Source organism: Methanobrevibacter intestini, assembly GCF_047402955.1.
GTDB classification, from domain to species: Archaea; Methanobacteriota; Methanobacteria; order Methanobacteriales; family Methanobacteriaceae; genus Methanocatella; species Methanocatella intestini.
In genome coordinates this window covers 247,074-273,096 of sequence record NZ_CP187956.1, presented here as the reverse complement: position 1 = coordinate 273,096, position 26,023 = coordinate 247,074, and the positions used below count along the sequence as shown (strand labels likewise).

At 30.7% G+C, this 26,023-nt stretch carries 16 protein-coding genes and 2 tRNA genes; 14 read left to right on the top strand and 4 right to left on the bottom strand.

The window, feature by feature from the left end; genetic code table 11:
- Nucleotides 1–64: 64 nt before the first annotated feature.
- The 10 genes from tgtA (at nucleotide 65) to ACMC9J_RS01085 (ending at nucleotide 9,367) form a co-directional block, all read left to right on the top strand.
- Nucleotides 65–2,044, top strand: a complete 1,980-nt coding sequence (tgtA, locus tag ACMC9J_RS01130) for a tRNA guanosine(15) transglycosylase TgtA (protein WP_427003400.1) — start codon at nucleotides 65–67, stop codon at nucleotides 2,042–2,044.
- 15 nt (nucleotides 2,045–2,059) lie between these two features.
- The gene (locus ACMC9J_RS01125; RefSeq protein ID WP_427003399.1) at nucleotides 2,060–2,722 is read left to right on the top strand and encodes a class I SAM-dependent methyltransferase; all 663 of its coding nucleotides are present in this window, start codon (nucleotides 2,060–2,062) and stop codon (nucleotides 2,720–2,722) included.
- Between the two features lie 50 nt (nucleotides 2,723–2,772).
- The gene (locus tag ACMC9J_RS01120) at nucleotides 2,773–4,203 is read left to right on the top strand and encodes a flippase (protein ID WP_019267297.1); all 1,431 of its coding nucleotides are present in this window, start codon (nucleotides 2,773–2,775) and stop codon (nucleotides 4,201–4,203) included.
- Between the two features lie 49 nt (nucleotides 4,204–4,252).
- Nucleotides 4,253–5,680 (top strand): flippase, encoded by a 1,428-nt coding sequence (locus ACMC9J_RS01115; protein ID WP_427003398.1) that lies wholly within the window; start codon nucleotides 4,253–4,255, stop codon nucleotides 5,678–5,680.
- 55 nt (nucleotides 5,681–5,735) lie between these two features.
- Nucleotides 5,736–5,809 (top strand) — tRNA-Gly (locus ACMC9J_RS01110).
- Between the two features lie 5 nt (nucleotides 5,810–5,814).
- Nucleotides 5,815–5,888, top strand: a tRNA-Gly gene (locus ACMC9J_RS01105).
- Nucleotides 5,889–6,039: 151 nt separating this feature from the next.
- The gene (locus ACMC9J_RS01100) at nucleotides 6,040–7,077 is read left to right on the top strand and encodes a hydroxymethylglutaryl-CoA synthase (protein ID WP_019265404.1); all 1,038 of its coding nucleotides are present in this window, start codon (nucleotides 6,040–6,042) and stop codon (nucleotides 7,075–7,077) included.
- Between the two features lie 8 nt (nucleotides 7,078–7,085).
- Nucleotides 7,086–8,246, top strand: a complete 1,161-nt coding sequence (locus tag ACMC9J_RS01095) for a thiolase domain-containing protein (protein ID WP_019265405.1) — start codon at nucleotides 7,086–7,088, stop codon at nucleotides 8,244–8,246.
- A gap of 74 nt (nucleotides 8,247–8,320) precedes the next feature.
- The gene (locus tag ACMC9J_RS01090; protein ID WP_094516572.1) at nucleotides 8,321–8,590 is read left to right on the top strand and encodes a hypothetical protein; all 270 of its coding nucleotides are present in this window, start codon (nucleotides 8,321–8,323) and stop codon (nucleotides 8,588–8,590) included.
- A gap of 57 nt (nucleotides 8,591–8,647) precedes the next feature.
- On the top strand, nucleotides 8,648–9,367 hold the full coding sequence (locus ACMC9J_RS01085; RefSeq protein WP_427003397.1) for a class I SAM-dependent methyltransferase: 720 nt from the start codon (nucleotides 8,648–8,650) through the stop codon (nucleotides 9,365–9,367).
- Here ACMC9J_RS01085 and cobQ read toward each other — a convergent pair.
- Nucleotides 9,354–10,895, bottom strand: a complete 1,542-nt coding sequence (gene cobQ, locus ACMC9J_RS01080) for a cobyric acid synthase CobQ (RefSeq protein WP_427003396.1) — start codon at nucleotides 10,893–10,895, stop codon at nucleotides 9,354–9,356. The two genes, ACMC9J_RS01085 and cobQ, sit on opposite strands and share 14 nt — an antisense overlap.
- A gap of 172 nt (nucleotides 10,896–11,067) precedes the next feature.
- Between cobQ and ACMC9J_RS01075 the strand changes: the two genes are divergently transcribed.
- A complete protein-coding gene (locus ACMC9J_RS01075) occupies nucleotides 11,068–18,429 on the top strand; it encodes an Ig-like domain repeat protein (protein ID WP_427003395.1) in 7,362 nt (2,453 codons plus the stop codon).
- 60 nt (nucleotides 18,430–18,489) lie between these two features.
- Here the strand turns inward: ACMC9J_RS01075 and ACMC9J_RS01070 are convergent, their stop codons facing one another.
- Nucleotides 18,490–18,768 carry a MarR family transcriptional regulator gene (locus ACMC9J_RS01070; RefSeq protein ID WP_019265410.1) on the bottom strand — a complete coding sequence of 93 codons (279 nt, stop codon included), beginning with the start codon at nucleotides 18,766–18,768 and terminating at the stop codon, nucleotides 18,490–18,492.
- Between the two features lie 724 nt (nucleotides 18,769–19,492).
- Here ACMC9J_RS01070 and lonB point away from each other — a divergent pair.
- The 3 genes from lonB (at nucleotide 19,493) to ACMC9J_RS01055 (ending at nucleotide 24,605) form a co-directional block, all read left to right on the top strand.
- The gene (gene lonB, locus ACMC9J_RS01065) at nucleotides 19,493–21,373 is read left to right on the top strand and encodes an ATP-dependent protease LonB (RefSeq protein WP_253247121.1); all 1,881 of its coding nucleotides are present in this window, start codon (nucleotides 19,493–19,495) and stop codon (nucleotides 21,371–21,373) included.
- A 344-nt stretch (nucleotides 21,374–21,717) separates the two neighbouring features.
- Nucleotides 21,718–23,061, top strand: a complete 1,344-nt coding sequence (locus ACMC9J_RS01060) for an IS4 family transposase (RefSeq protein WP_427003342.1) — start codon at nucleotides 21,718–21,720, stop codon at nucleotides 23,059–23,061.
- A 116-nt stretch (nucleotides 23,062–23,177) separates the two neighbouring features.
- Nucleotides 23,178–24,605, top strand: coding sequence for a Mur ligase family protein (locus ACMC9J_RS01055; RefSeq protein WP_427003394.1), 1,428 nt, complete (start codon nucleotides 23,178–23,180; stop codon nucleotides 24,603–24,605).
- Here the strand turns inward: ACMC9J_RS01055 and ACMC9J_RS01050 are convergent.
- Entirely contained in the window at nucleotides 24,595–25,077 is a 483-nt protein-coding gene (locus ACMC9J_RS01050) for a hypothetical protein (protein ID WP_019267042.1), read from the bottom strand. The genes ACMC9J_RS01055 and ACMC9J_RS01050 overlap by 11 nt on opposite strands.
- The gene (locus ACMC9J_RS01045; protein ID WP_427003393.1) at nucleotides 25,067–25,972 is read right to left on the bottom strand and encodes an ADP-ribosylglycohydrolase family protein; all 906 of its coding nucleotides are present in this window, start codon (nucleotides 25,970–25,972) and stop codon (nucleotides 25,067–25,069) included. The genes ACMC9J_RS01050 and ACMC9J_RS01045 overlap by 11 nt, the downstream gene beginning before the upstream one ends.
- Between the last annotated feature and the right edge of the window lie 51 nt (nucleotides 25,973–26,023).

The window sequence follows — 26,023 nt, the reverse complement described above, 5'->3', positions numbered from 1 at the left end:
TGAGGAAAATTTATATAATTTCTAATTTAAATTTTATTTTAACTAATAAAATAAGGTTAATTAAATGTTCGAGATTAAAGCTAAAGATAATAGAGGCAGAGTTGGTGTTTTAAAAACTAACTCTGGTGATGTAAAGACTCCTAATTTAATGCCGGTTATCCATCCACGTAAACAAACTATTGATGTTAAAAAATATGGAGCAGATATAGTTATTACAAATGCTTATTTAATTTACAAAGATGAGGATTTAAAAAAGAAAGCTGCAGAAATTGGGCTTCATAAGTTAATTAATTTTGATGGTCCTATTATGACAGATTCTGGTTCATTTCAATTATCTGTTTATGGTGATGTTGATATTACAAATAAAGAAGTTATTGAGTTTCAGGAATTAATTAAAACAGATATTGGAACCAGTTTAGATATTCCAACAGCACCTTTTGTTACTCGTGAAAAGGCTGAAGCAGATTTGGAAATTACCTTAAAAAGAGCTAAAGAATCTATTGATTACAGAAATTCTCAAAATATGGAAATGAAACTGAATTCTGTAGTTCAGGGCTCAACATTTCCGGATTTAAGAAGAAAATGTGCAGATGAACTGACTAAATTAGATGCAGATTTATATCCTATCGGTGCAGTAGTTCCTTTAATGGAATCCTATCATTATAAGGAGCTTGTTGATGTTGTAATGAATAGTGTAGCACACCTGCCTGACAGCAAACCTCGTCATTTAATGGGTGCAGGCCATCCGATGATTTTTGCTTTAGCTGTAGCTATGGGCTGTGATTTATTTGATTCAGCAGCTTATATTTTATATGCTGAAGATGACCGTTTATTGTCTGTTAGAGGAACTTACAAACTTGAAAACCTACAGGAAATGCCATGTTCCTGTGAAGTTTGCTGTAACTACACTCCAGATGACTTAAGAGCTATGCCTAAAGAAAAAAGAAGGGATTTAATAGCTCAACATAATTTAAATGTTTCATTTGCCGAGTTAAGATTAATTAGACAGGCAATTTATGAAGGTTCATTAATGGAACTTGTTGAAGAACGCTGCAGAGCACATCCTAATCTGCTGGAAGCTCTTCGTCAGTTAGGTAATTATAGTGATGATTTGGAAAAATATGATCCGAGAAGTAAAAAATCAGCATTTTTCTATACAGGTTCAGAATCATTATACAGAAGTGAAGTTTTAAGACATATTCAAAAGCTAAGGGCGATGCCCAGAAAACGTGATCTGGTAATATTGCCTCCTTCACGTAAACCTTACAGCAAATATGTTTCAGGTAAACTTGGAAAATTCTATATTTATGGAAGTGAACAGGAATTGGATTTGGATAATACTGATTTTATGGTATTGGATATTCCCTTTGGCCTTATTCCGCTTGAAATTGATGAAATATATCCCTTAAGTCAAAATGAATCTCCAAGAACCTGGGATGTAAGCAGCCTGGAATTTATTGAAGATTTCATTTCAGAATTTGTAGAATACTATGATCAGGTATTGATTCATTCTAATGTTATTAAAAAATTAGATATTGGACTATATAATGTTCATTCACAGTCTGATGAAATCAGATATAAAAAAGATGACCTTAAAAAGGTTAAGGCAATAGCTGACTATCAGTTTGGTGTTGGAGCAGGGGATGCTTTATTTAGGGGAAATATAAACATTGAAAAAAGTAAAAAAACAGGTAAGATAAGACATATTTATGATGGAAAAACATTAATTGTAAATATGAGAGCTTCTGACAGCTTTTTAATCCTTTCAAAAGAAGGGGCAAAAAGACTCCACGCAGCTACAAAATATCCTAAAAACAGAGTTGTAGTTAATAAGGACTCAGAACCATTTTCACTTGAAGGAAAAAGCGTCTTTGCCAAATTTGTTATTGAGTGTGATGATGATATAAGAGCTAAAGATGAAGTTCTAATTGTCAATGAAGAGGATAAATTACTTGCTTATGGTAAAGCATTACTTGGAGCCTGTGAAATTATGGATTTCCAAACAGGACAAGCTATTAAAACACGTAAAGGAATGAAAAAATAAGGAGGAATATAAAACATGTCTGATAAAGTAAATACCGGCAATAATGTGGAAGATAAAAAACTTATTAAAAATGCAAGAAAACCTGAAGGAAAATTAGGTCATGAAATACTTGACAGAATGAACAAATCTCATGAAACAATGGCCAGATGGGGCGTCAGTCATTTTAACATTAATGAAGCAGATAAAATCTTAGATATTGGATGTGGTGGTGGAAGAAACCTTGAACGCTTCGCCAAACAGATATGTGATGATGGCTGTGTTGTAGGAATTGATTATTCTGAAGTAAGTGTTGAAAAATCTGCTGATTTAAATAAACAGGCTATAGATGAAGGTAAAGTTAAAGTCTTACAGGGTTCAGTATCTGAAATGCCGTTTGAAGATGAAAGCTTTGATATTGTAACAGGATTTGAAACAATTTATTTCTGGCCGGATTTTATAAATGACTTAAAAGAAGTAAATAGGATTCTTAAAAAAGATGGATTAGTCTTTTTCTGTAATGAAGCAGTTTACAGGGAAGGTGAAATGGATAAATATGAAGATTTAATAGAATTATTGGATATGAAGATTTATTCTGAAGATGTTTTAGAATCAGCTCTTAAAAAAGCAGGTTTTAAAGATTTTCAGGCATTTATCAATGATGAAAATGACTGGATTTGTGTAACTGCAAGAAAAGCTTAATTATTAAAAACAATATAATATCATTTTCCAAATACTTCTAAGGTTAAATTATGAATAAAGTCCGAACAATTTTTGCAAATATGAGCTGGTTAATGGCTTCTCAAATCATTACCAGTGTTTGTGCTTTTATTTGGACCATTTTAACTGCACGTTACTTAGGAGTATCTGATTATGGTATTTTAGGAACAGCAACTTCTTTTTCTGTTATTATAATTGTTGTTGCTGATTTAGGAGTTACTACATATATTACAAGATCAATTTCCGTTGATTATGATGTAGAAGCAGAGTATTTGGGAAATGCTTTGTCTCTTAAATTAATATTATCTGTAATTTATTTGGCATTAGTTATTTTTATTTCATATTTGTTGGGATGGAATAATTTTACTATTTTAATAACTTTCTTATTTGCAATTGAAAGTTTAATTAAATCCTTTTATAATTTGCTTTTTGCTTCATTCCAGGCTCACGAACAAATGAAGTATCAGGCAATTACCAATACATTACTTAATGTTTTAACTTTAGTATTTATTGTAATAATTTGCTTCACTAATTTTGGTTTGCTTGGAATTACATTTGCATATATTATAGCTAATTTAATTGGTTTAATTTATTGTATTGCTGCCTTAACAAAGCACATTATAGTTCCAAAATTATTATTTGATTTGAAATTTTTTAAGAAATTAATAATTGCCGGAATTCCTTTTGCTTTAACTACCTTGTTTTATACATTATATTATTCAATTGATATGGTTATGATTACTCAATTTTCAACTACCTATGCAACAGGACTTTATAATTCCACCTACAAGCTAATTAATGTTTTGACATTGTTTTATACAATTTATTCAGCAGTTATCTTTCCGGTTATGAGTAAGCTATTTAAACAAGGACAAGACATGCTGCGTCTTAGTTTTGTTAAATCCATTAAGTATTTATCTATGATTACTATTCCAATAGCTGTAGCTACCTTTTTTTATGCAGGGGATGTGATTTATCTTTGTTATGGTAATCAGTATGCTGATGCAGACAGTGTTTTAAAAATATTGGTATGGACTGTCTGTTTCCTGTTTATTAATGGTGCATGTTCTATGATTTTAAATGCATCTCATAAAGAAACTTCCGTTACAAAGATTTATTCTTTAGCTGCAGTTTTTAATGCTGGTTTAAATTTATTTTTAATACCTTATTTCTCAGCACATGGGGCTGCATTTGCAACAGTATTAACTGATGTTTTAATTTTAATTTTAGAAATGTATATGGTTGGTAAAATAAATCAGCTTCCTGACAGACATCTGATCTTTGATTTAATTAAAATAATCATTGCATCTGCTGTAATGGGCGGAGTATTTTACTTGGTTCACATGTCATTATGGTTAGCTATTCCAGTTGGTGTTATTGTTTACTTGGTAGTTATTACTCTTATAAAATTCTTTGATAAAGAGGATAAGCTCATAATTAAACAAATTTTAGGTAAAGCTTAATATAGAAAACTGATATATATTAATCCTAGTAATTTGTGAGTTTAATATTATGAGTAGAGTAAGAACTGTTTTTGCAAATATGAGTTGGTTAATGTTTTCTCAAATCATAACAAGTGTCTGTGCTTTTGTTTGGACTATTTTAACTGCTCGTTATTTAGGTGTATCTGATTATGGTCTTTTAGGTACGGCTACTTCTTTTGCAACTATTTTCGGTGTTTGTGCTGATTTAGGAGTTACTACTTATATTGTCAGATCCATTTCTACAGATTTTGACTCTGAAAGGAAATATTTGGGAAATGCTATCGGTATTAAATTAATATTGTCAGTATTTTACTTATCAGTAGTATCCATGGCTTTATTTATGCTAGGCTGGGATAATTATACTGTTATAATCTGTTTCCTGTTTGCTGTAGAAAATGTAATTAAGTCATTTCAGACTGCAATGTATTCTTCATTCCAGGCTCATGAAATGATGAAGTATCAGGCTATTACAAATACTCTGCTCAATGTTTTAACATTTATATTTATTGTAGCTGTTACATTTACAGATTATGGATTATGGGGAATTACTTTAGCATATATTGCAGCTAATGTAATAGGTTTAGTTTATGCAACTTTAGCTTTATCTAAAAAGATTATTGTTCCAAAACCTTTATTTGACAGGGCTTTTTGTAAAAAGTTAGTTATCGGAGGTCTTCCTTTTGCATTAACTAGTTTATTTTATATGATTTATTATTCAATTGATATGGTTATGATTACTCAGTTTGCAAATACTTATGCTACAGGTCTTTATAATTCTTCTTATAAGTTAATCAATGTTTTGACTTTGTTTTATACAATTTATACTTCTGTTATTTTCCCGGTTATGAGTAAACTCTTTAAACAGGATGGAAATTTGCTGCAGTTTAGTTTTGTCAAGTCTATTAAGTATCTGTCCATGGTTACTATTCCAATAGCTATTGCTACCTTTTTCTATGGTGGAGATGTAATTTCATTATGTTACGGTAATCAGTATGCAGAGGCAGGTGAAGTTTTAAAAATCCTGATCTGGACTGTCTGTTTCCTGTTTATTAACGGTGCCTGTTCCATGATTTTAAATGCATCTCACAGGGAAACTGCAGTTACTAAAATTTATTGTTTGGCTGCTCTGTTTAATGTTGTTTTAAATTTTATTTTAATACCTCATTTTTCAGTTTATGGTGCTTCAGTAGCTACTGTAATTAGTGAGATTTTAATTTTAGTTTTAGAGTTATATACTATCTATAAAATTAATCAGCTTCCTGATAAACATCTGCTATTTGATATTTTAAAAGTTATACTTTGTGCAGGTGTTATGGGTGTTGTTTTACATCTTCTTAATCTTAATTTATGGTTAGCTATTCCTGTAGGTGTTGTGGTTTATTTAATAGCTATTATTCTTACTAAAACATTTGATAATCAGGATAAAATGATTTTTAAACAAATTATTAGAATGTAGATTTACCCAAAACTTTATATACTATCAAAACAAAAGTATAATTGTTGTTTGTTATGCGGTGTTAGTCCAGCCTGGTTAAGACTCTAGCCTGCCACGTTAGAGACCCGGGTTCAAATCCCGGACGCCGCATTTATGCAGTTGTGGTATAGTCTGGTTATTACTTGGGCCTTCCAAGCCTACAACCCGGGTTCGAATCCCGGCAACTGCATTTGTTTTATCTAATTTTCTTATTTTTTTCTGAATTCTTATTATACTGATTAGTTTTTTTAGTTACTTTTATATAATACTTTTTATAAAGATTAAATTACTAAAGTTAGTTTTCTAACTAAATTAAAAATTAAAAAAATCTTGGTGATTCTATGGTAGGAATTGTTGGATATGGGGCGTATGTGCCGTCATATAGAATAAAAGTAGAAGAAATTGCTAAAGTGTGGGGAGATGATCCTGTTGCTTTATCAAGGGGTTTGATTGTAAACGAAAAATCCGTACCTTCTGCTGATGAAGATACTGCTACTATTGCAGTAACTGCTGCTAGATATGCTCTAGCAAGAGCTCAGATTGACCCGCAAAAAATAGGGGCGATTTATGTTGGTTCTGAATCACATCCTTATGCAGTAAAACCGTCTGCAACTATTGTTGCAGAAGCTATAAATGCTACTCCTGTTTTAACTGCTGCGGATTTAGAATTTGCTTGTAAAGCTGGAACTGCTGGAATTCAAATGACTATGGGACTTGTGGATTCCAATATGATTGAGTATGGATTAGCTATTGGTGCTGATACTTCTCAAGGTGCACCTGGAGATGCATTAGAATACACTGCATCTGCTGGAGGTGCAGCATATATTATTGGTAAAGATAACACTCTTGCTGATATTGAAGAAACATACAGTTTTACTACTGATACTCCTGATTTTTATAGAAGGGAAGGACAAGACTATCCATCTCACGGTGGCCGTTTCACTGGAGAACCAGCATACTTTAAACATGTATTAAGTGCTGCAAAAGGTTTATTTGAAAAAACTGATTCAAAACCTGAAGATTATGATTACGCTTGTTTCCACCAACCTAATGGTAAATTTTACTTAAGGGCAGGTAAAAAACTTGGATTTACTAATGAACAAATCCAACAAGGTCTTTTAACTCCAAATATAGGAAACACTTATTCTGGTGCAGTTCCATTAGCTTTATCTAATATTTTAGATGTTGCAGAACCTGGAGATAAAATATTTGTTGTTTCATATGGATCTGGTGCTGGTAGTGACGGATTTACATTAACAGTAAATGAAGAAATTAAAGAAAGAAGAGATTTAGCTCCAAAAACACAAGACATCATTGATAGAAAACAATATGTTGATTATGCTGTTTATGCTAAATTTAAAGGCAAAATTAAAATGTAGGTGTAATTATGAGAGATGTTGCAATTATAGGTGTTTCACAAACTAAATTCGGTGAATTATGGGATTCATCTTTTAGAGATTTAATCGCTGAAGCAGGTGTAAAAGCTGTTATGGATGCTGAAGTTGAAGGAGACGATATTGAAGCAATGTATGTGGGAAATATGTCTTCCGGTTTATTTGTAGACCAGGAACATATTGCTGCACTTATTTCTGATCACATGGGTCTTAATCCAATTCCAACTACAAGAGTAGAAGCAGCATGTGCATCTGGTGGACTTGCTCTAAGACAAGGAATCATGGCAGTTGCATCAGGTTTCCATGATGTTGTAATTTCTGCAGGTGTAGAAAAAATGACTGATGTTGTAGATGCTACTCCAGCTATTGCTACTGCATCTGATCAAGAATGGGAAGCACAACAAGGAGCTACTTTCCCATCATTATATGCGATGATTGCAAAAAGACACATGTATGAATATGGAACTACAAGGGAACAATTAGCTCAATTTTCAGTAGTAAACCATAAAAATGCTAAAAACAACCCAAATGCACAGTTCCCATTTGAAATTAGTGTGGATAAAGTAATTAACTCTACTGTGGTAGCTGATCCTTTAACACTTTTAGACTGTTCTCCAGTTTCTGACGGAGCAGCAGCTGTTGTTATGGTTCCTGCAGAAGATGCTAAAAAATACACTGATACTCCAATTTATGTAAGAGCATCTGCACAGGCTTCCGGAACTATTGCATTACATAACAGGAAAGACTTAACTACTATTGATTCAACTAGAGTAGCTTCCAGAAAAGCATATGAAATGGCAGGAGTTACTACTAAAGACATTGACCTTGCAGAAGTTCACGACTGTTTCTCAATCAACGGTCTTTTAGCTGTAGAAGACTTAGGTTTTGCTGAAAAAGGTAAAGGTGGAATAGCTATTGAAGAAGGTCAAACAGAAATAGACGGTGATTTCCCAATTAACCCATCTGGAGGTTTAAAAGCTCGTGGACACCCTCTTGGAGCAACAGGTATTGCTCAGGCTGCTGAAGTTGTATGGCAACTTAGAGGAGAAGCAGGCAAACGTCAAGTTGATGGTGCAGAAATAGGTATGACTCATAATATCGGTGGTACTGGAGGTACTGCAGCTGTACATATATTTGGAAGGGATCTTGATTAAATAATCATCTTCTCTTTTTAAATACTTTAAAGTATAATATATTAATTAGAAATATTTTTGGAGAGAGTATAAAAATGAAATTTAAAATAACAGCAGTAAATACTAAAAATCCAAGTGAAAAATTCGAATATGAATTAGAAGGAGAATCTGTTGACAGTTTCAAATACTTTGACGAAGCTGAAGGTAAATTCTTCCATCCTAAAGAAGTATTAAATAACAAAATGAGAGAAATTAACAATAATTTAATGTTAAATGACTCACCAATATTCACCATTAAAAAAGTTGGTGAAAAAGCTAATATCAAAGCTATGACTTTTGACATTGAAATTGAATCCATTGAATAGATTTAATTTCACTCTTTTTTTATTTAAAAGAGAATTATTTCTCTTTTATTGATTTTTATGGATATTCCACTTTATTTTTATGCTGCTTTTAAGGATATGGACAGATTGGCTCCGGGAAGTGATAAGTCCACTTTAAAAGCTATTGACTATATTGATTTTAATAATGATTCGCAATTAACTATTCTGGATATTGGCTGTGGAGCGGGAGCTTCAACTTTGCTGCTGGCTGATTATTTTAAAAATTCAACAATTGAAGCTATTGATTTATTTCCACATTATTTGAAGGTTTTGGATGAAAAAATAGCTGACAATGATTTGGATAATAGGGTTTACACCTGTCAGATGGACATGAATGATCTGGATTATCCCAACTGCGAATTTGACATTGTTTTTAGTGAAGCTTCAGCATATATCATGGGATTTGCTAAAGCACTTAAAAGTTGGAAACGTGTTTTAAAGCAAGACAGTTATCTGATTATTTCTGAGCTGACATGGATTCAAAAACCTTCAAAAGAATCTAAAAAGTTTTGGAAAACACATTATCCTGAGATTGGCACGATTGAAAATAAAATAGCTAAAATAAAGGATGAAGGTTATGAATTTATAGATTATTTTATTTTACCAAAAAGTGATTTTGAAAGTTATTATAGTAATCTGGAAAGTAATCTTAAAAAATTGGAAGATAATGACTTTAAAAAGGATTTTAAAAAAGAAATTGAAGTTTATGAAAATAATAGTGATGATTACAGATATGTTTACTATATTATGAAAAAATAAGTTTATCAATAATTTCCATATCTATATTTTCTTCAACAATTTGTGCTAATTTATTTAATGAATAATCCTTTTGTGTTTCATAGGGATCTTCACCATTTTTGGCTTCAAGACCTTTTCTGACTCTTAGATAATTTAAAAATTCACGTCTGAAATTGTAGTTGTGAAATATTCCATGGAAATATGTTCCAAAGACATTTCCACTACATGCTCCATCAAAGTCACCTTCATCATTATTTCCCTGTCCTTTTTGAACATTTAACAATGGGTTTACTTCTTTACTTGGGTTCAGGTGTGATGTACCCTCATGGATTTCATAACCTGTTACTTTCTCTCCAGCTATCTTTGCAAATATGGCACTGGCTATTCCGGTTAAATCTTCTTTTTCAGGTATGACAGCTTCAGACTGTGTTACGATTTTTTCTGTGCGTTGGAATTTTGATTCAATATCTAATAATTTCAGTCCTTCAATAGTTCCAACATCGGATTCTTTTTTATCATCATCATAAATTATATTTCCAAGAATTTGATATCCTCCGCAGATTCCAACAACAGGAATTTCATGGGATTTGGCTATTATTTTGGCGGCAAGTCCGCTGTCAAAGAGCTCCTTTGCATCTTTAGTTGAATTACGTGTTCCGGGAATGATTATAGCATCAACATCTCCAATTTCATCATTAAGATTAATCATTTTAATTCCGACATCCTCTTCAAACTCAAAGGGGTCAATATCTGTAAAATTGGAGATTTTAGGAAGTCTTATAACTCCAATAATAATGTCCTTGTTTTCATTAAATACATGTGTTGTTAAGGATGCTGAATCCTCTTCAGGTAATTTCAGTGTTTCATCATAAGGCAGGACACCTAAAACTGGAGCTTTGGTGATTTCTTCAATTCTGTCAAGTCCAGGTTTTAAAATATCTAAATTTCCTCTAAATTTATTAATAACTGTGGCTTTTAGTCTGGATCTGTCATAATCATCTAAAAGAACATATGTTCCAGCAATAGCTGCAAAAACACCACCCATTTCAATATCAGCTATTAAAATAACATTTGCATCAGCCATATGTGCAATTTCCATATTGGCAAGATCTTCTTTACGCATGTTAATTTCTGCAGGTGATCCTGCTCCTTCAATGATTATAATGTCATAATTTTCTTTTAGGATATTGAAACTTTCTTTAATGGCTTCAAAAGCCCTGTCATGATAGTCATGCTGGTATTGATAGAAATTCATATCTCCGATGGATTTGCCCTGGATAATTACATTGGATGTAAAATCACCTTTTGGTTTTAAAAGAATAGGGTTCATATGTATGCTTGGTTCAATCATTGCAGCTTCTGCTTGTAACATTTGAGCTATTCCTATTTCTCCATTTTCTTTAGTTGTATATGAGTTTAAAGACATATTTTGAGATTTAAAAGGAGCTACTTTATAGCCTCTGTTTCTGTATATTCTGCATAATGCAGCTACAAGCATACTTTTTCCAGCATTTGATGATGTTCCCTGAACCATTAAACATTTAACCATTAAAATCACTTTGTTTTTCTTTTAAAGATATTTTTGTTATTTATATTTTATAAATGTTGATTGGTTAATTTATCTATAATATTATATATTATTTGAACTAAAATTTATAAATGTAAAAAAAATTTTATTAAATATAAAATATATTTTAATTTGGTAAAAAGGTTGATTATTTATGAAATTCAATAAACAATTCTTTTTAGGCATTATGCTACTTATTCTCCTTTTAGGAGTTAGCAGTGTAAGTGCGAACGATTTGAATGAGGTTAATTCATCTGATATGGGATTGGATGACTCTTCAATGGGAATTATGGAGGATTCTGCTCAAGTTAACAGTAATGTTGATATGCCGGTAGCCAATCCTTCTGATGATGTGATTATTGTAAATAATTGGGGTGAACTAAAAACATACTGTGAAAAAACAGATAAAAACTATGTGCTTCAATTAAAGGAAAATACTAATTTTTATCCTGGCGATGGAGTTGATGAATCTAATCAGATTATTATTCGAAATAATGTAACTATCCTAGGAAATAATGGAGCTTATTTTGGAGATAAATCATCTGATGCATTTACAATTTATTATACTCCGATGAAAACTCCTGAAAATTCAGGAATTAATTTAAAATTAATTAATTTGACATTTAAATGGATGATTCTTTCACAAAAAACATCTTTGGATAGTGGAATGTTTGTAGAGTTGGCTGGTGATTGCACAGGTAATTTGCTTGAAAACTGTACTTTTGATAATATAACTTCTTTATCAAGTCATGCCTGTGTTTACTATATTAAAAGAGGTTATACAACTGTTAAAAATTGTAATTTTACAAATATTAATACCTGTTTTGGTGTTTTAAGTGTTTATGATCCTGATGCTGGTTTAAACTGCAATACTTCACATATGTTAGTTGAAAACTGTTATTTTGAAAATAATTATGCTACAACAGAACCGGGCTGTATTAATAATTGTGGGCAATTGATTGTTAAAAATTCTACATTTTATAAAAACAGTGCATTTTGGTGGGCTGGAGCAATACACACTCACAGCGGAGCAAATACAACAATATATGATTCTAATTTTACAGATAATGTAGCAGGATGGAATGGTGGTGCATTGTATACTTACAGTTATTTGCAGATATACAATACCACTTTTACAAGGAATAACTGTACAACCAACAATGGTGGAGGAGCTATTGGTGCATGTTTCTACGGAACCAACCCACATATTTATATTGAAGACTCATTATTCCAATATAATGTAAACAATTGCTGGTCTCTTACTAATGAATCTACAACAGGTACTGGTCGTGGTGGAGCTATTTCAATAATGGATGCTGGTGATTTAGATGTATACAACACTACTTTCATAACTAATTCAGCATCTATAGGTACTGCAATTTGTGCAAATCAGGCACAGGGTTACGGATCTCCAAATGTTAGATTGGTAGGTAATAAATTTATTAATCATACTAAATCTGGTGATTTATTAGTAATTGATCTTTCCAAATCTGTACTGGAATTGTCTGACAACTATTATTATAACAATTCTTTAGTATTTTCCAAATCTAAAATCAGTGAAGAAGAAAGAATTGGCAATACAACAGTATTAAATATTCAGTTTAATTTAAAAAATAGCAAATATTATGATTCTGATATTTTATCCAAATCAGGTTATTTTGTTTATGTAGATGATGTTTATTTAAAAACAGTTTATAGTGAGTCTTTTAATTTAACTTTTAATGATGGTAAAGAACATAAAGTATATGTACGTTCAGTTGCTGGTGCTACTAACTCAAATAATCTTACTGTAAACGGTATACCTGTTCAGTATGTTTATGTGTCTGTAAACGGTAATGATAACAATAACGGAAGTAAAAATTCACCGGTACGTACAATAGCTAAAGCTATTTCTTTAAATACTAATGGAATTTATATTTTAGAGGGAAATTACAATGAATATGGGTTAAATATTACCAATGATTTAAAAATTGTTGGTGATGGAAAAGCTACTATTGGTGGATCTAATTCAGCTATTCCTATATTTAAAATTTCAAACAATGCAAATGTGTCATTTAATAATTTGAAATTTGCTGATGTATCTAATGGTGAAATTATCAACGGATTAGATGCTGGTGAAGTTGAAATAACTGGCTGTAACTTTTATTCAAACAATCAAAAAGATATTCTTGTTAATGTAGCTAATTTAGTTATTTCAGATTCCAAATTTAGCAATAATAATGTTTTCAAATGTATTTATACTAATTATTTAGAAATGATTAACTGTGAATTTGTAAATAATACTGCAAATGAGAAAAGAACTTCAGATGTAGGTAATTTAATTTACTTGGACCTTAAAGACCAACAGGGAATAATTTCAGGTACTTCTTTTGAAAATAACAGTGTTTATCAAGGTTGTATTTATGTAAAAAGCAGTAATTTTAATCAGGGATTAGATATTATTGACTCTATTTTTATAAACAACACTGGAGAAGGTAGAGGTGGCTGTTTGGCTGCTGATTCAAGTTCTACTGATAACTATCAGATTAAAATTTCATCTTCAGTATTTATTAATAACTATGCATCTGCGGGAAGTGTTGCTTATGTTATGAAAAAATGTGTACTTACAGCTGTAAATTCAATCTTTTTAGGAAATAAACAAAAACTACCAAGTTTAGGTGATGTATTTTCAACAGTAGGTAATTCCGCATCATTTGTATTGGATAATAACTGGTGGGGAAATGCTGCTGAAAATGCAACTGCTGCACCAAGAAAAGAGTTAAACAATTGGTTATTCTTAAATGTAACAAGTAATGTTGATAAATTGAATTTCAGTGAAAATGCAATAATAACTGTTGATTTAGCTAATGTAATTACTAGTAAAGGTGAAATTAGCAAATATGATGCTGGAGACAAATTGCCATTGGATACTTTAAATATTACTTCCATTAATGGTGTAGCAACTGCTGTTAGTGATAAATTTATTGACGGTAAATTGCAGGTTATATTTACTCCAACTGCTACTGGAGAAGCTTCAGTAACTACTAATCTTTACGGTGTAACCAGCACTTTAAAATTTGATGTAAGTAAAGCATTTACAAATTTAAATATTTATACTAAGGATATTAGGGTAAAAGAAGACCTTGTAATTAAAGTAGCTTTGGAAAGCAGTAAAGCAACCGGTACTGTTACAGTTAAGATTAATAACAAAGATTATACTATTGATTTGGTAAATGGTACTGGAGTTACAACAATATCTGGTTTAACTGGCGGAGAGTATGAAATTACAGCTAAATATAATGGTGATGATAATTACGAAGAAGCTCTTGCTACATCTTCAGTTAAAGTTAATAAAATAGCTTCATCAATGGATATTAAGATTAGTATTGGAAAATATACTACAATTACTGTAAGCCTTCCAGAAGATGCAACTGGAGAAGTAATGTTTACTGTTGATGGCGAAAGTGAAAATGCAACTATTGAAGATGGTAATGCATATATTGTTTTATTTGATCTTGATGGTGGACTTCATACTGTTCATGCAGTTTATAATGGAGATAATAACTACTTTGGCTGCGAAGCTACACAGCAATTTAGTAAAAGCAAACTTAACTCTACTTTAACTGTAAATGCAAATGATGCTAAAGTAGGTGAAGATGTTGTTATTTCTGTAATAGTTATGCCTGCTCCAGGTAGTGACGGATCCAGTGTAAATATTACAATTGGAGATAAATCAACCATTGTAAAAGTTGATAAAGATACTGGTAAAGCTTCCTTAAAAGTATCTGATTTAGCAGCAGGTAATTATACTGTTAAAGTAGTTTATAGTGGTAATGGATTGTATAATGGTTGTGAAAATACAACCGATATTAAAATAACCGGTTATCCTGTTCCTCAATGGGATAATGACGGATTTAACACTAAAAACACTGGAAAAACAAATTACACAGGAAATAGTAACGGTGCAGCTATCTGGAATTATGTTGTAAGTGGAAGTCAAATTAACGGTTCTATGGCTATTGATAATGCAGGAAATATTTATGTGGCTTGTAATGATGGAATTTATTCATTTACTTCAAATGGAACTTTAAGATGGAAATTTGCAGGTTCATTTGGACGTGAAATTTCTTCAGGAATAGCAATTTCCCGTGATATTATTATTGCTCCAAAATCTGGAGATGCAATATACTTTATAAACTCCACTACTGGTAAAAAATATAATTCCAATATTTGGCAAGGTTCAAGTATTTTCTCACCAGTTGTAGATGAAAATGCTAATGTATACATTTCCGGAGAATATCAGTACAGCAGCCAAAGCTACAATTTAGTAATTATTCCATATAATATGTGGAAATCCGGAGGAACTCCTACTATGATTGCTTTAGGATCCCAGCCAGTTAGTGCACCTACATTAATTGGTAATGGATTAGTAGCTGTTAATACAAAAGATGGTCTTAAAATAATCAATGTTACAAGTAAAACTGTAATTGGAAGTTTTGGCGGAATTGGTATTGTAGGACGTCCGGTAATTGACTCTAATGATAATATATATGTATTTGATAAAGATGGAAAAGTTAATGCATTAACCATAAATAATAAATTATGGACTACTAAAATAGCTATAAATGGAAGTGTATTAGCTTTAGATGATGAAAATGGTGTATTATACACTGTTGGCAGTGATGGAAATGTCTATAAAATAGATATATTTAACAAAGGTGAAACTTCTGTTTTCTATAACTTTGGAGATAAAGCATCTTCCATAATGATTGATAATAATGGAACTGTTTATATAGGATCAGATAATGGAAAAGTATCAGCTATTGATAGCAATGCTAAATTATTATGGACATTTGCTGCAGATTCTTCAGCTGTAGGACCAATAGTTATGGATAAAAACGGTACTGTCTATGTTTATTCTAATAAAACAGTTTATGCATTAGGTGTAGGTAAAGTCACTCCAGCTATTAATGTAACTGTTGAGGATATTAAAGTAGGTGAAGAAGCTATTATTAATATTGAACTTCCTAGTGATGCTACAGGCAGTGTTGAAGTAGTTATTGGAAATATTACACAAAGTGCAAATATTAAAAATGGTAAAGCTTCAGTATCTATTAGTAATTTAAATGCTGGTCAATACACAGCTACCATTCAATATAATGGAGATAATAAATATGGAAGTGCAAAAGCAACAGCTTCATTTAATGTTACTAAACTTGAGTCAAAGGTTGATATTTCTGTAGATAATATTGAAATTGGTAAAAATGCTGTTGTGACTGTTAGTGTTACTTCTGGTGCTACTGGTAATGTTACTGTTATTATTAATGGTAAATCACAAGTTGTAGAACTTAAAGACAGTAAAGCTACTGTAACTATTGAAAACATAACTGCTGAAGATTATAAAATAGAAGCAACCTATAACGGTGATGCTAAGTATTTAACAAGCAGTGCAGTTTATACATTTAATGTAAATAAACTTCCTTCTTCAATTACTGTATCTGCTGGTGATATTAAGGTTGGTGAGGATGCTGTTATTGTAGCTAGTGTTACTTCTGGTGCTACTGGTAATGTTACTTTCACTGTTGGTGATAAAACTGAAACTGTTGAGATTAAAGACGGTAAAGCTACTTTAACTGTTAAAGATTTAGCTAGTGGCGATTATACTGTATCTGCTGTTTATAATGGTGATGATAAGTATTTAACTTCATCTAACAGTACTTCATTTAAAGTTTCTAAACTTGAGTCAAAAGTTGATATTTCTGTAGATAATATTGAAATTGGTAAAGATGCTGTTGTGACTGTTAGTGTTACTTCTGGTGCTACTGGTAATGTTACTGTTGTTATTAATGGTAAATCACAAGTTGTTGAGCTTAAAGACAGTAAAGCTACTGTAACTATTGAAAATTTAACTGCTGAAGATTATAAAATAGAAGCAACCTATAATGGTGATGCTAAGTATTTAACAAGCAGTGCAGTTTATACATTTAATGTAAATAAACTTCCTTCTTCAATTACTGTATCTGCTGGTGATATTAAGGTTGGTGAGGATGCTGTTATTGTAGCTAGTGTTACTTCTGGTGCTACTGGTAATGTTACTTTCACTATTGGTGATAAAACTGAAACTGTTGAGATTAAAGACGGTAAAGCTACTTTAACTGTTAAAGATTTAGCTAGTGGTAATTATAAAATCAATGCTGTTTATAATGGTGATGCTAAATATTTATCTTCAAGTAACAGTACTTCATTTAAAGTTTCTAAAATATCCGGATATGATATTAAAGTTAATGTTAGTGAAGTAAATGAAGGTGAAAATGCTACAGTTACTGTAATTTTACCTAAAGATGCTACTGGTAATGTAACTTTAGTTATGAACAACAGACCTTACTTTGCAAAAGTTAATAATGGTACTGCTAAAGTTATTATTCCATATATTTCTGCAGGAACTCATGAATTTATTGTAAATTATTATGGTGATAATAAATATGATAAAGCAACTGCTAACGGAACTATAACTGTCAATAAAAAAACATTTACATTAACTGCTGATGATCTTGTAAAATATTACAAAGGTCCTGAAAGCCTTACAGCTAAATTAATTGATAGTAAAGGTAATCCGATAGCTAATGCTGATGTAACATTTAATATTAATGGTAAAGATTACATTAGAAAAACCAATAATGAAGGAATAGCTTCCATGGCTATTAATTTAGGTGCAGGAACATATAATGTAGCAGTTAAATATAATGAAAGTTCAGTTAATGTAACAGTAACTGTAAAATCCACTATTATGGCTGATAATTTAGTTAAAATGTATCAGAATGCTACAAGATTCTATGCCAAATTTTTAGACAGCACAGGAAAAGCATTAACTAACAGTGAAGTTAAATTTAACATTAATGGAGTATTTTACACTAAAAAGACTGATAAAGATGGTGTAGCTGATTTAGGTATTATGTTAAGACCTGGAAATTATATTTTAACCGCATATAATCTGGCAAATGGTGAAGAAAAAGGAGTCAACATAACTGTAAAATCATTAATCGTACAAAGTGATTTAACTAAATACTACTTAAATGCTTCTAAGTTCCAAGCAACTATCTACAACAAAGACGGATCTTTAGCAGTAGGTAAAAATGTAACTTTCAATATCAACGGTGTATTCTATACTAAAACCACTGATTCCAATGGTGTAGCTAGTTTAGGTATTGCTTTAAGACCTGGGGAATATACTATTACAACTATGTTTGAAGGACTTGATATTGGAAACAAAGTTAATGTATTGCCAACTTTAGTAACAAAAGATCTCTCCATGAAGTACCTTGACGGCAGCAATTTCACTGCTTTAACTTTAGATGGTCAAGGTAAACCATTAGCTAACCAAAACGTATCATTTAACGTAAACGGTGTCTTCTATCACAAAGTTACTAATAAAGACGGTATCGCAAGCTTAGGAATCAGATTAATGAGTGGTGAGTATATTATTACTTCCTACTGGAATGATTTCCAAACTGGAAACACTATAAAAATTAGTCCTTAAGAGGATTTTTCATAAATTCTCTTAATCTTTTTCTTTTTTTATTATAAATTTTAAAAATAGCTATTTTAATATTTCAAGTATTTTTAATCCTAATTTTGTTGTTTTGTAAAGTCTGCCTTTTTTAGCATTTTCATTAAGACATATTACTAGTTTTTTACTTTTCAAATCATTTAATGCACCAGATACTTGTGTTGGACGCAAATTAGTTTCTTTTGCAATTTCTGAAGGCATCTTATAATCATTGCCAGACAATGACTTTATTGTTTTGTATCGTGAAGGGGATACTTTTATAAACCCAATAATTTCCCAAGTATTTTCTTCACTTTCTTTTTTATTCATGTTATATGTCTTTATATTGCATTAATCACTTTCTTATTTATAACTTTATTCTGTATTATTTAGTTTTAATTGGTATTTATTCTGTTTATTTTGTTTTAGTAACAATTTTATACTACTTATAATATATACAATTATGTAAATTAAATTTGTTTTAATTTACATTTTATAATGGTAGTTTATACTATTGTTGTTAAACATCATTTACTATTAATTTCAATGAAAATGTAGTAAATTTGGAAAATATGGGATAAATTAACTTAAGAATTATACTTATCTATTTAATAAATTAAAATAAAAATTGACACGTTTAGGGGTTTGTGTGATTTTTAAAATAATAACTGTCATTCATAGATAGTTTAAATTAAATATTTTTAGTTGATTATTCTTCTAAAAGTAAATATGAGTATAATTCTTGTTAATTTTAATTATCAGTACTTTTTTTATATTCATAAATCTTTAAACTTAAAAACATCAATTTATTTTTTTAATATTATTTTACTTACTTAAATTTACTAAAATAGAAAGCTTTTTATATAGCAATTTGCCAATATTTAAATAGTAAATTAACTTAAATTATTTATTGTTGAATTATATTGAACTAAAAAATTATGTTGAGGTAAGTTTCATGAAATTTGAAGAACAAGAATCAATAGATGATTCCTCAAAAGAAACTGTATTAAAGCCTGAAATAGAAGAAAATGAGGCTTTTGAAAAAATTGAACCGATGTTAGATTATGGTAATATTAAAAGTTCAAAAGACATTGAAGTTCCTCCATTATTAATTGATCAAGTTATTGGACATGAAGAGTCCATTGAAACTATTAAAAAAGCAGCAAAACAAAGGAGAAATATTTTACTTATTGGTGATCCCGGTGTTGGAAAATCAATGCTGGCTAAAGGTATGGCTCAAATTTTACCACATGAATCATTAGAAGATATTTTAATTTATCCGAATGTGGAAGATAATAATCATCCTTTAATAAGGTCAGTTCCAGCAGGTGAAGGTAAAAAAATAGTAAAGGCAACTAAAGGGTCTGCTAAAAACCATGAAGAGAAAAAAACACTAATTACAACATTTATCATTGCAGCTATTGTTGTTATTGGATTTATGTACGGCAGAGTACTTGAAGCTATTATTGCAGCAGCATTAATCCTGCTTATTTCTATTCAAATAAAGCCTAAAAACAATAACATGTCTCCAAAATTATTGGTTAACAATGAAGATAAAAGATTCGCACCATTTATGGATGCAACAGGTGCTCATGCAGGAGCATTACTTGGAGATGTTCGTCACGACCCTTATCAATCTGGAGGTCTTGGAACTCCTGCACATGAACGTGTAGAATCTGGAATGATTCATAAAGCTAATAAAGGTGTTTTATACATTGATGAAATTGGTACAATGACTATGAAAACACAACAAGAGCTCTTATCTGCAATGCAGGAGAAAAAATATGCCATTACTGGTCAAAGTGAAAACAGCAGTGGTGCAATGGTAAGATCTCAGGCAGTACCATGTGATTTTGTTCTTGTAGCATCAGGTAATCTTCAGGTCCTTGAAGGAATGCATATAGCTATGAGATCAAGAATCAGAGGATATGGTTATGAAGTTTTCATGAAAGATTCAATGGAGGATACTCCGGAAAACAGGAAAAAATTAGTAAGATTTGTAGCTCAGGAAGTTAAAAATGACGGAAGAATTCCTCACTTCGCTCCTGATGCATTAGATGAAATTATTTTAGAAGCTAAACGTCGTTCAGGAAAACAAGATGCTTTAACTCTTAAATTAAGAGATTTAGGTGGGCTTGTAAGATCATCTGGTGATGTAGCTATTGAAAAAGGTGCTGATTTAGTAACTGCAGAACATGTAATTGAAGCTAAAAAATTCTCCAGAACCTTAGAACAGCAAATAGCTGACAGATCCATTAAACAAAGAAAAGAATACAGTATGGTTCATCCTGAAGGTGGAAGAGTTGGTCTTGTAAATGGACTTGCAGTTATTGGAGATAGAAGCGGTATTGTTTCACCTATTGCTGCTGAAGCTGCACCATCCCAATCTAAAGAAGGTGGAAGAATCATAGCTACAGGTAAACTTGGTGAAATAGCTAATGAATCAGTTCAAAACGTAAGTGCATTAATTAAAAAATACACCAACAAAGATGTTTCTGATTATGATATTCATGTTCAGTTTATCCAAACTTATGATGGTGTAGAAGGAGACAGTGCAAGTGTTTCAATAGCTACTGCAGTAATTTCAGCTGTTGAAGATATTCCTATTGATCAGACTGTTGCATTAACCGGATCTTTAAATGTTCGTGGAGATGTAATGCCTATTGGCGGTGCAACAGCTAAAATTGAAGCTGCTGCAGAAGCAGGAATCAAAAAAGTATTAATTCCTAAGTCTAACATGAAAGATGTTATGCTTGAGAAAAAATATGAAGATATGATTGAGATTGTTCCAACTGAAACTTTAAGTGATGTATTAGAAAATATTTTAATTAGCGGTAGTAAAAAAGACCATTTAATTGAAAAAATGAAAAATTTAAGTTCTAAAGTTGTAGGTAAAGTTTCTAACTCTCAAATTGAAAAACCAACTACTAACTAAGTTGGTTTTACTTATTTTTTTTTTTATTTCGCTAACTTGTTAACGGGGTTTTCTCAATAGCTTTGCTGATTTGATTTTATTTATTTTTTAAAATAATATCATTGCTGTCAAGCTAAGCTTTTTTTGATTTTTAGTTTTTTTTCATTTAATTATTCTTATTTTTTGCTTATTTATTTTATAACTTGTTATATTCTTTTTATTTTAATTGTATCTATTTTTATTTTAATTATATTTAATTTTAAGTATTTTTTATAGTTAATTTTATTTATTAGTAATTATATATATTTATTTAAGTATGTTAGTTTATTTTAGTTTGATATAGTTAAATTGGAGTTGATTTAGGCATGTTTTTAAGTAGGATAGTTTCAGATGAATTCGGAAATTTTAATAATTTTGTTGAACGAAAATATGTATTAAGTGATGTTGCTTTTACTCGAAAAGGAAAATTGAGTTTAGAGTCAATTATTAAATATCCATTGTGCAATAATAAAAAAACAACATCTATTGAGATTAATCGTTTTTTAAGAAACGAATTGAACGATAGAGGTGTTAGAATTACTAAACAAGCAGTTTCTGAAAAAAGACAATTTATTGATCCTCAAGTTTATATTGACATGAATGACAGCTTAATTTCAAAAATATATGCTCATAAAGACGAAATGACAACTTTCAAAGGTTTTAACGTCTATGCAATTGATGGATCAATTGTTGAAATCCCAAACACAAAAATAACAAGAGAAGAATTTGAAATTCCAGAAAAAACTGAACTAAATAAAGATACATCAACTGCAAGAATCTCTTGCATGGCCGATACAAAATGGGACTTCATAATCTCATCAAACATAACCAATAAAAGCACCAGCGAAATAGAACACGCATTAATGCACTTAGACGATGCAAAAAATAAAATAGACCTCACAAAGACAATAACAACCTATGATAGATTCTATAACTCCATAGAAATAATGTTCAAAACCATGCTATTAGACTCTTACTTCATAATACGTGGAAAAACACACACATTTAAAAAACAACAAAATAAAATGAAAAAAGAAGGAAAAACCGACGAAACACACGAAATCAACATAAAAAAAGCACAAATCAACAATTTTTTCACAGAAGAAGTAAAAAAATTCGCAAGAAAAACACGAGAAATAAAAGTCAGAATAGTATTCGTAAAACTCAAAACCGGAGAAACAGAAACACTATTTACCAATTTACCCAAAGAAATAGCAACACCAGAAGAATTAAAAGAATTATATGGCACAAGATGGACAATAGAAAAAAACTACGACAGATTAAAAAACAAACTCCACATTGAAAAATTCACAGGAAAAAAGAAAATAATCATCGAACAAGACTTCTACAGCCACATATACCTATTAAATATACTAATAGCACTCAAACATGACGCAGAAGAAGAAATAACACGAAAACCAAAAGAAACAACAAAATACAAATATGTTTACAAAAGCAATGTAAACACACTTATCGGAAACATAAAAGAAGAAATGCCCCGGCTCCTAACAGACGATAAAGAAGAAATAAAACAAATAGTAGAAGAAATACTAGACATAGCAAGAAAAGACCTAGTATACACAAAAATCAAAGCACCAACAAACAAAGAAAGAGATAAAAAGAAATATTATCACAAAAAATGCAAATCAAACATCCAAAACAGCTTTTAAAAAAATGCAAAACCTTAACTTGACAGCAATGAAATAATATAGTAAATTTAATATGTTAATCTGTACATATTAATAATATTATACAGAATAATGTCATAGGTTGAATTGTGATTAATATGGTTAATAAACTTCGTTTTAATATAGCTAAATTTGGAGCTAAAATAGCTTCTCAGGTATCTAAATTAGGATTTGGAAGTGGTAATAATCTTCCGGGATATGTTTTTTATAAGGTTGCTGGAAAGGAAGCACTAAAAGACTTAGCTCATGAAATGAATGTAGGCCCTATTTTAATCACAGGAACTAACGGAAAAACTACTACAACAACTCTTTTAATTAAATTACTTTCATGTGATACTGAAATCCGGAAAAGTTTTGAAAGCAATACTATTCATGCAATAACTACAGGTATTTTAAAAGGTAGTGGAGATATTGGTGTTTTTGAATATGGAATTAGAAATAAAATTTATGGAATTCCAGATACTGTTCAAAGGCTTATTGATCCTGTGGGAGTTGTTTATACAACAATTTCACGTGAACACTCACAGGTGGCAGGTGTTAAAAATCCATTTGATGAATATGTAGATGCCAAATCTCTGCTTTCACAGGCTATGGCCCGTGGAGTTATTATTTCCAATGTAGATGATCCTGTAACAGCAAACATTGCTTTTAATAAACAGGAAGATGTTCATGTTAATTTTTATGGATTGGCTATTGATGATATTAATGATATTTTTGAATCAGAGAGTCCAGATTGTCCGAAGTGCGGTAAAAAGCTTGAATATTCTCAAAAATTCTTAAATCACAGAGGAATTTATAGTTGTGAGTGTGGTTTTAAACGCCGGGAGCCTAATGTTAAATTAACTGGTGCCCATTTTAAGCCGGACAATTGGGATTTGACAATTGAAGGAAATTTATACAATTATACAAATAACAGGGATGTTTCATTTAAAGTAACTATAAATGTTCCTCCATTTGGATTCCATAATATTTACAACACATTAGCTTCTGTTTGTACATATGCTACTTTCACTCCAAAAATAGCCAATATTGAAAATACTATTAAAGAAGTTTTCAATAATCTGGACATGTCTTTTATTCCTCCTGGAAGATTTGAAGTAGTTAAATTAAATGATAAATATGTTGGTTTAGGACAGGGGGATAATGGTGATGCAGCTAAAATCAATGCATTATTTATGAATCAATATATTGATGGGCCTTTAGAGTTTATTTATACAACTCCTGATGAACATGAAGAGGAAATCTTTGAAGACCATTTGGAAGTTATTAAAAATTTAAATCCGGATCATATAATTGTTGTTCCTGGAAGAAAATCTATTGAAAAAGCTCAGGATTATTATAGTATAATATCTGAGGAATTTGATAATACTGATTTTTATCCCTTAAGTTATGAAAAAATGGATGAAAGAATTAAAAAATTAGTGGATTTAGCTAAAACTTCAGATTATGGTTATGTAATTATGACTGGTTGCGGTGAAGAGCAGGAAATGTGGGAAAATATAAAACAGAAGTTAATCAATAAATAATATTACTTTCAATTATAGTATTTATTGTTTTATAGAAGTTATCTTCGCTTTTTTTGATTTGTCTAAATGATGAATCAATTTTACATCCACATAAATCACAGCTGCCGATAATAAAGTTATTGCTGTTTTTCTCAATTAAAACTCCAAAGTATTCTTCTTTTAAATCACCATATTTTTGAAATTCTTCGCTGCTGAGACTTATAGTTTTATCTTCAATGGAAAAAATATCACATTCATTAAATAGTGGTATAAAAGCAAGCATTCCGAATGTTATAAATATATTTTCATGTTTTAAGACTTTTAAGACTTTTTCAACATAGCTGTCTTCATTTTCAATATCATATTTTTTCAGTTCATCAATATTGTTGGAACCCATTGTGTAATTATCACGGATTATGCAGACAGCTAGTTGGGGATCTATATAATTATCACATTTAGCTATAATATTTTCAATAGTTTTTTCAACATTCATTGATAACACCTTCGTAACTTTCACATAATGAAAGAACCTCTTCAATTTTTGGAATTTGATTGAGCCAATCTATAGGGATGGAATCAAATCCATAATAAATTCCAGAAAGTCCGCCGCAAATAGCTGCAACAGTATCGGTATCCCCACCTAAATTAACAGCTTTCAGTACACTGTCTTTATAACTGTCAGTACTTTCCAAACAATAAATAACACTTTCAAGAGTGTCTATTACATAACCTGAACTGTTGATATTGTCTTTCAGATTATTATTAAAAATTCTCTCAAAATGTTCCAGCTCTTTGGAACCTTTATAGTGTTTCCTGATTTTATCACTGGCTATTTTAACATGTTTCTTTATTGTTAAATTACTTGAAAGCATAGATTTAGCCAGTTCAACATAAAATACACAAGCTATTTTTGATCTTAAATGGCCATGGGTCAAACTGGATACATTTTCAATTGTTTCATAGTCAATATCACAAATGAAAGCCAGAGGCAATATTCTCATCAAGGATCCGTTTCCATTATCTCTTTCGCTAGTTCCACCACAATTTAATGCTTCAAAACCATTTTTAAACCTTAATAATGCTTCATAAGTGGTGTTGCCATAATCAAAAGTTTTTTCATATTGTGTGTATTTGCCGTTAATTAACCATTCTAAAAATTCACTTTGGATATCTTCATAGTCAATAGCTTTTTTATTACAGATACTGCTTATAGTAGCTAGTGTCATTGAAGTATCATCTGAAAAAGTTCCGGGAGGCATATTGTATGTTCCGTAACCTGTCATTGTTTTAACCGGATTTTTTTGAAGTGTTTCACGGGAACTGAACTCAACTGGAACACCTAAAGCATCGCCAACAGCAAATCCGCAAATTCCATCTTTGATTTTCATGAATATAATTATATCTTTAAAGTTGATAAAAATAGCAGTTTTAAATTCACA

Excerpts from the sequence above, each read along its gene's own strand:
- tgtA (WP_427003400.1), top strand. The coding sequence starts at position 65 with ATGTTCGAGATTAAAGCTAAAGATAATAGAGGCAGAGTTGGTGTTTTA.
- ACMC9J_RS01125 (WP_427003399.1), top strand. The coding sequence starts at position 2,060 with ATGTCTGATAAAGTAAATACCGGCAATAATGTGGAAGATAAAAAACTT.
- ACMC9J_RS01120 (WP_019267297.1), top strand. The coding sequence starts at position 2,773 with ATGAATAAAGTCCGAACAATTTTTGCAAATATGAGCTGGTTAATGGCT.
- ACMC9J_RS01115 (WP_427003398.1), top strand. The coding sequence starts at position 4,253 with ATGAGTAGAGTAAGAACTGTTTTTGCAAATATGAGTTGGTTAATGTTT.
- ACMC9J_RS01100 (WP_019265404.1), top strand. The coding sequence starts at position 6,040 with ATGGTAGGAATTGTTGGATATGGGGCGTATGTGCCGTCATATAGAATA.
- ACMC9J_RS01095 (WP_019265405.1), top strand. The coding sequence starts at position 7,086 with ATGAGAGATGTTGCAATTATAGGTGTTTCACAAACTAAATTCGGTGAA.
- ACMC9J_RS01090 (WP_094516572.1), top strand. The coding sequence starts at position 8,321 with ATGAAATTTAAAATAACAGCAGTAAATACTAAAAATCCAAGTGAAAAA.
- ACMC9J_RS01085 (WP_427003397.1), top strand. The coding sequence starts at position 8,648 with ATGGATATTCCACTTTATTTTTATGCTGCTTTTAAGGATATGGACAGA.
- cobQ (WP_427003396.1), bottom strand. The coding sequence starts at position 10,895 with ATGGTTAAATGTTTAATGGTTCAGGGAACATCATCAAATGCTGGAAAA.
- ACMC9J_RS01075 (WP_427003395.1), top strand. The coding sequence starts at position 11,068 with ATGAAATTCAATAAACAATTCTTTTTAGGCATTATGCTACTTATTCTC.
- ACMC9J_RS01070 (WP_019265410.1), bottom strand. The coding sequence starts at position 18,768 with ATGAATAAAAAAGAAAGTGAAGAAAATACTTGGGAAATTATTGGGTTT.
- lonB (WP_253247121.1), top strand. The coding sequence starts at position 19,493 with ATGTTAGATTATGGTAATATTAAAAGTTCAAAAGACATTGAAGTTCCT.
- ACMC9J_RS01060 (WP_427003342.1), top strand. The coding sequence starts at position 21,718 with ATGTTTTTAAGTAGGATAGTTTCAGATGAATTCGGAAATTTTAATAAT.
- ACMC9J_RS01055 (WP_427003394.1), top strand. The coding sequence starts at position 23,178 with ATGGTTAATAAACTTCGTTTTAATATAGCTAAATTTGGAGCTAAAATA.
- ACMC9J_RS01050 (WP_019267042.1), bottom strand. The coding sequence starts at position 25,077 with ATGAATGTTGAAAAAACTATTGAAAATATTATAGCTAAATGTGATAAT.
- ACMC9J_RS01045 (WP_427003393.1), bottom strand. The coding sequence starts at position 25,972 with ATGAAAATCAAAGATGGAATTTGCGGATTTGCTGTTGGCGATGCTTTA.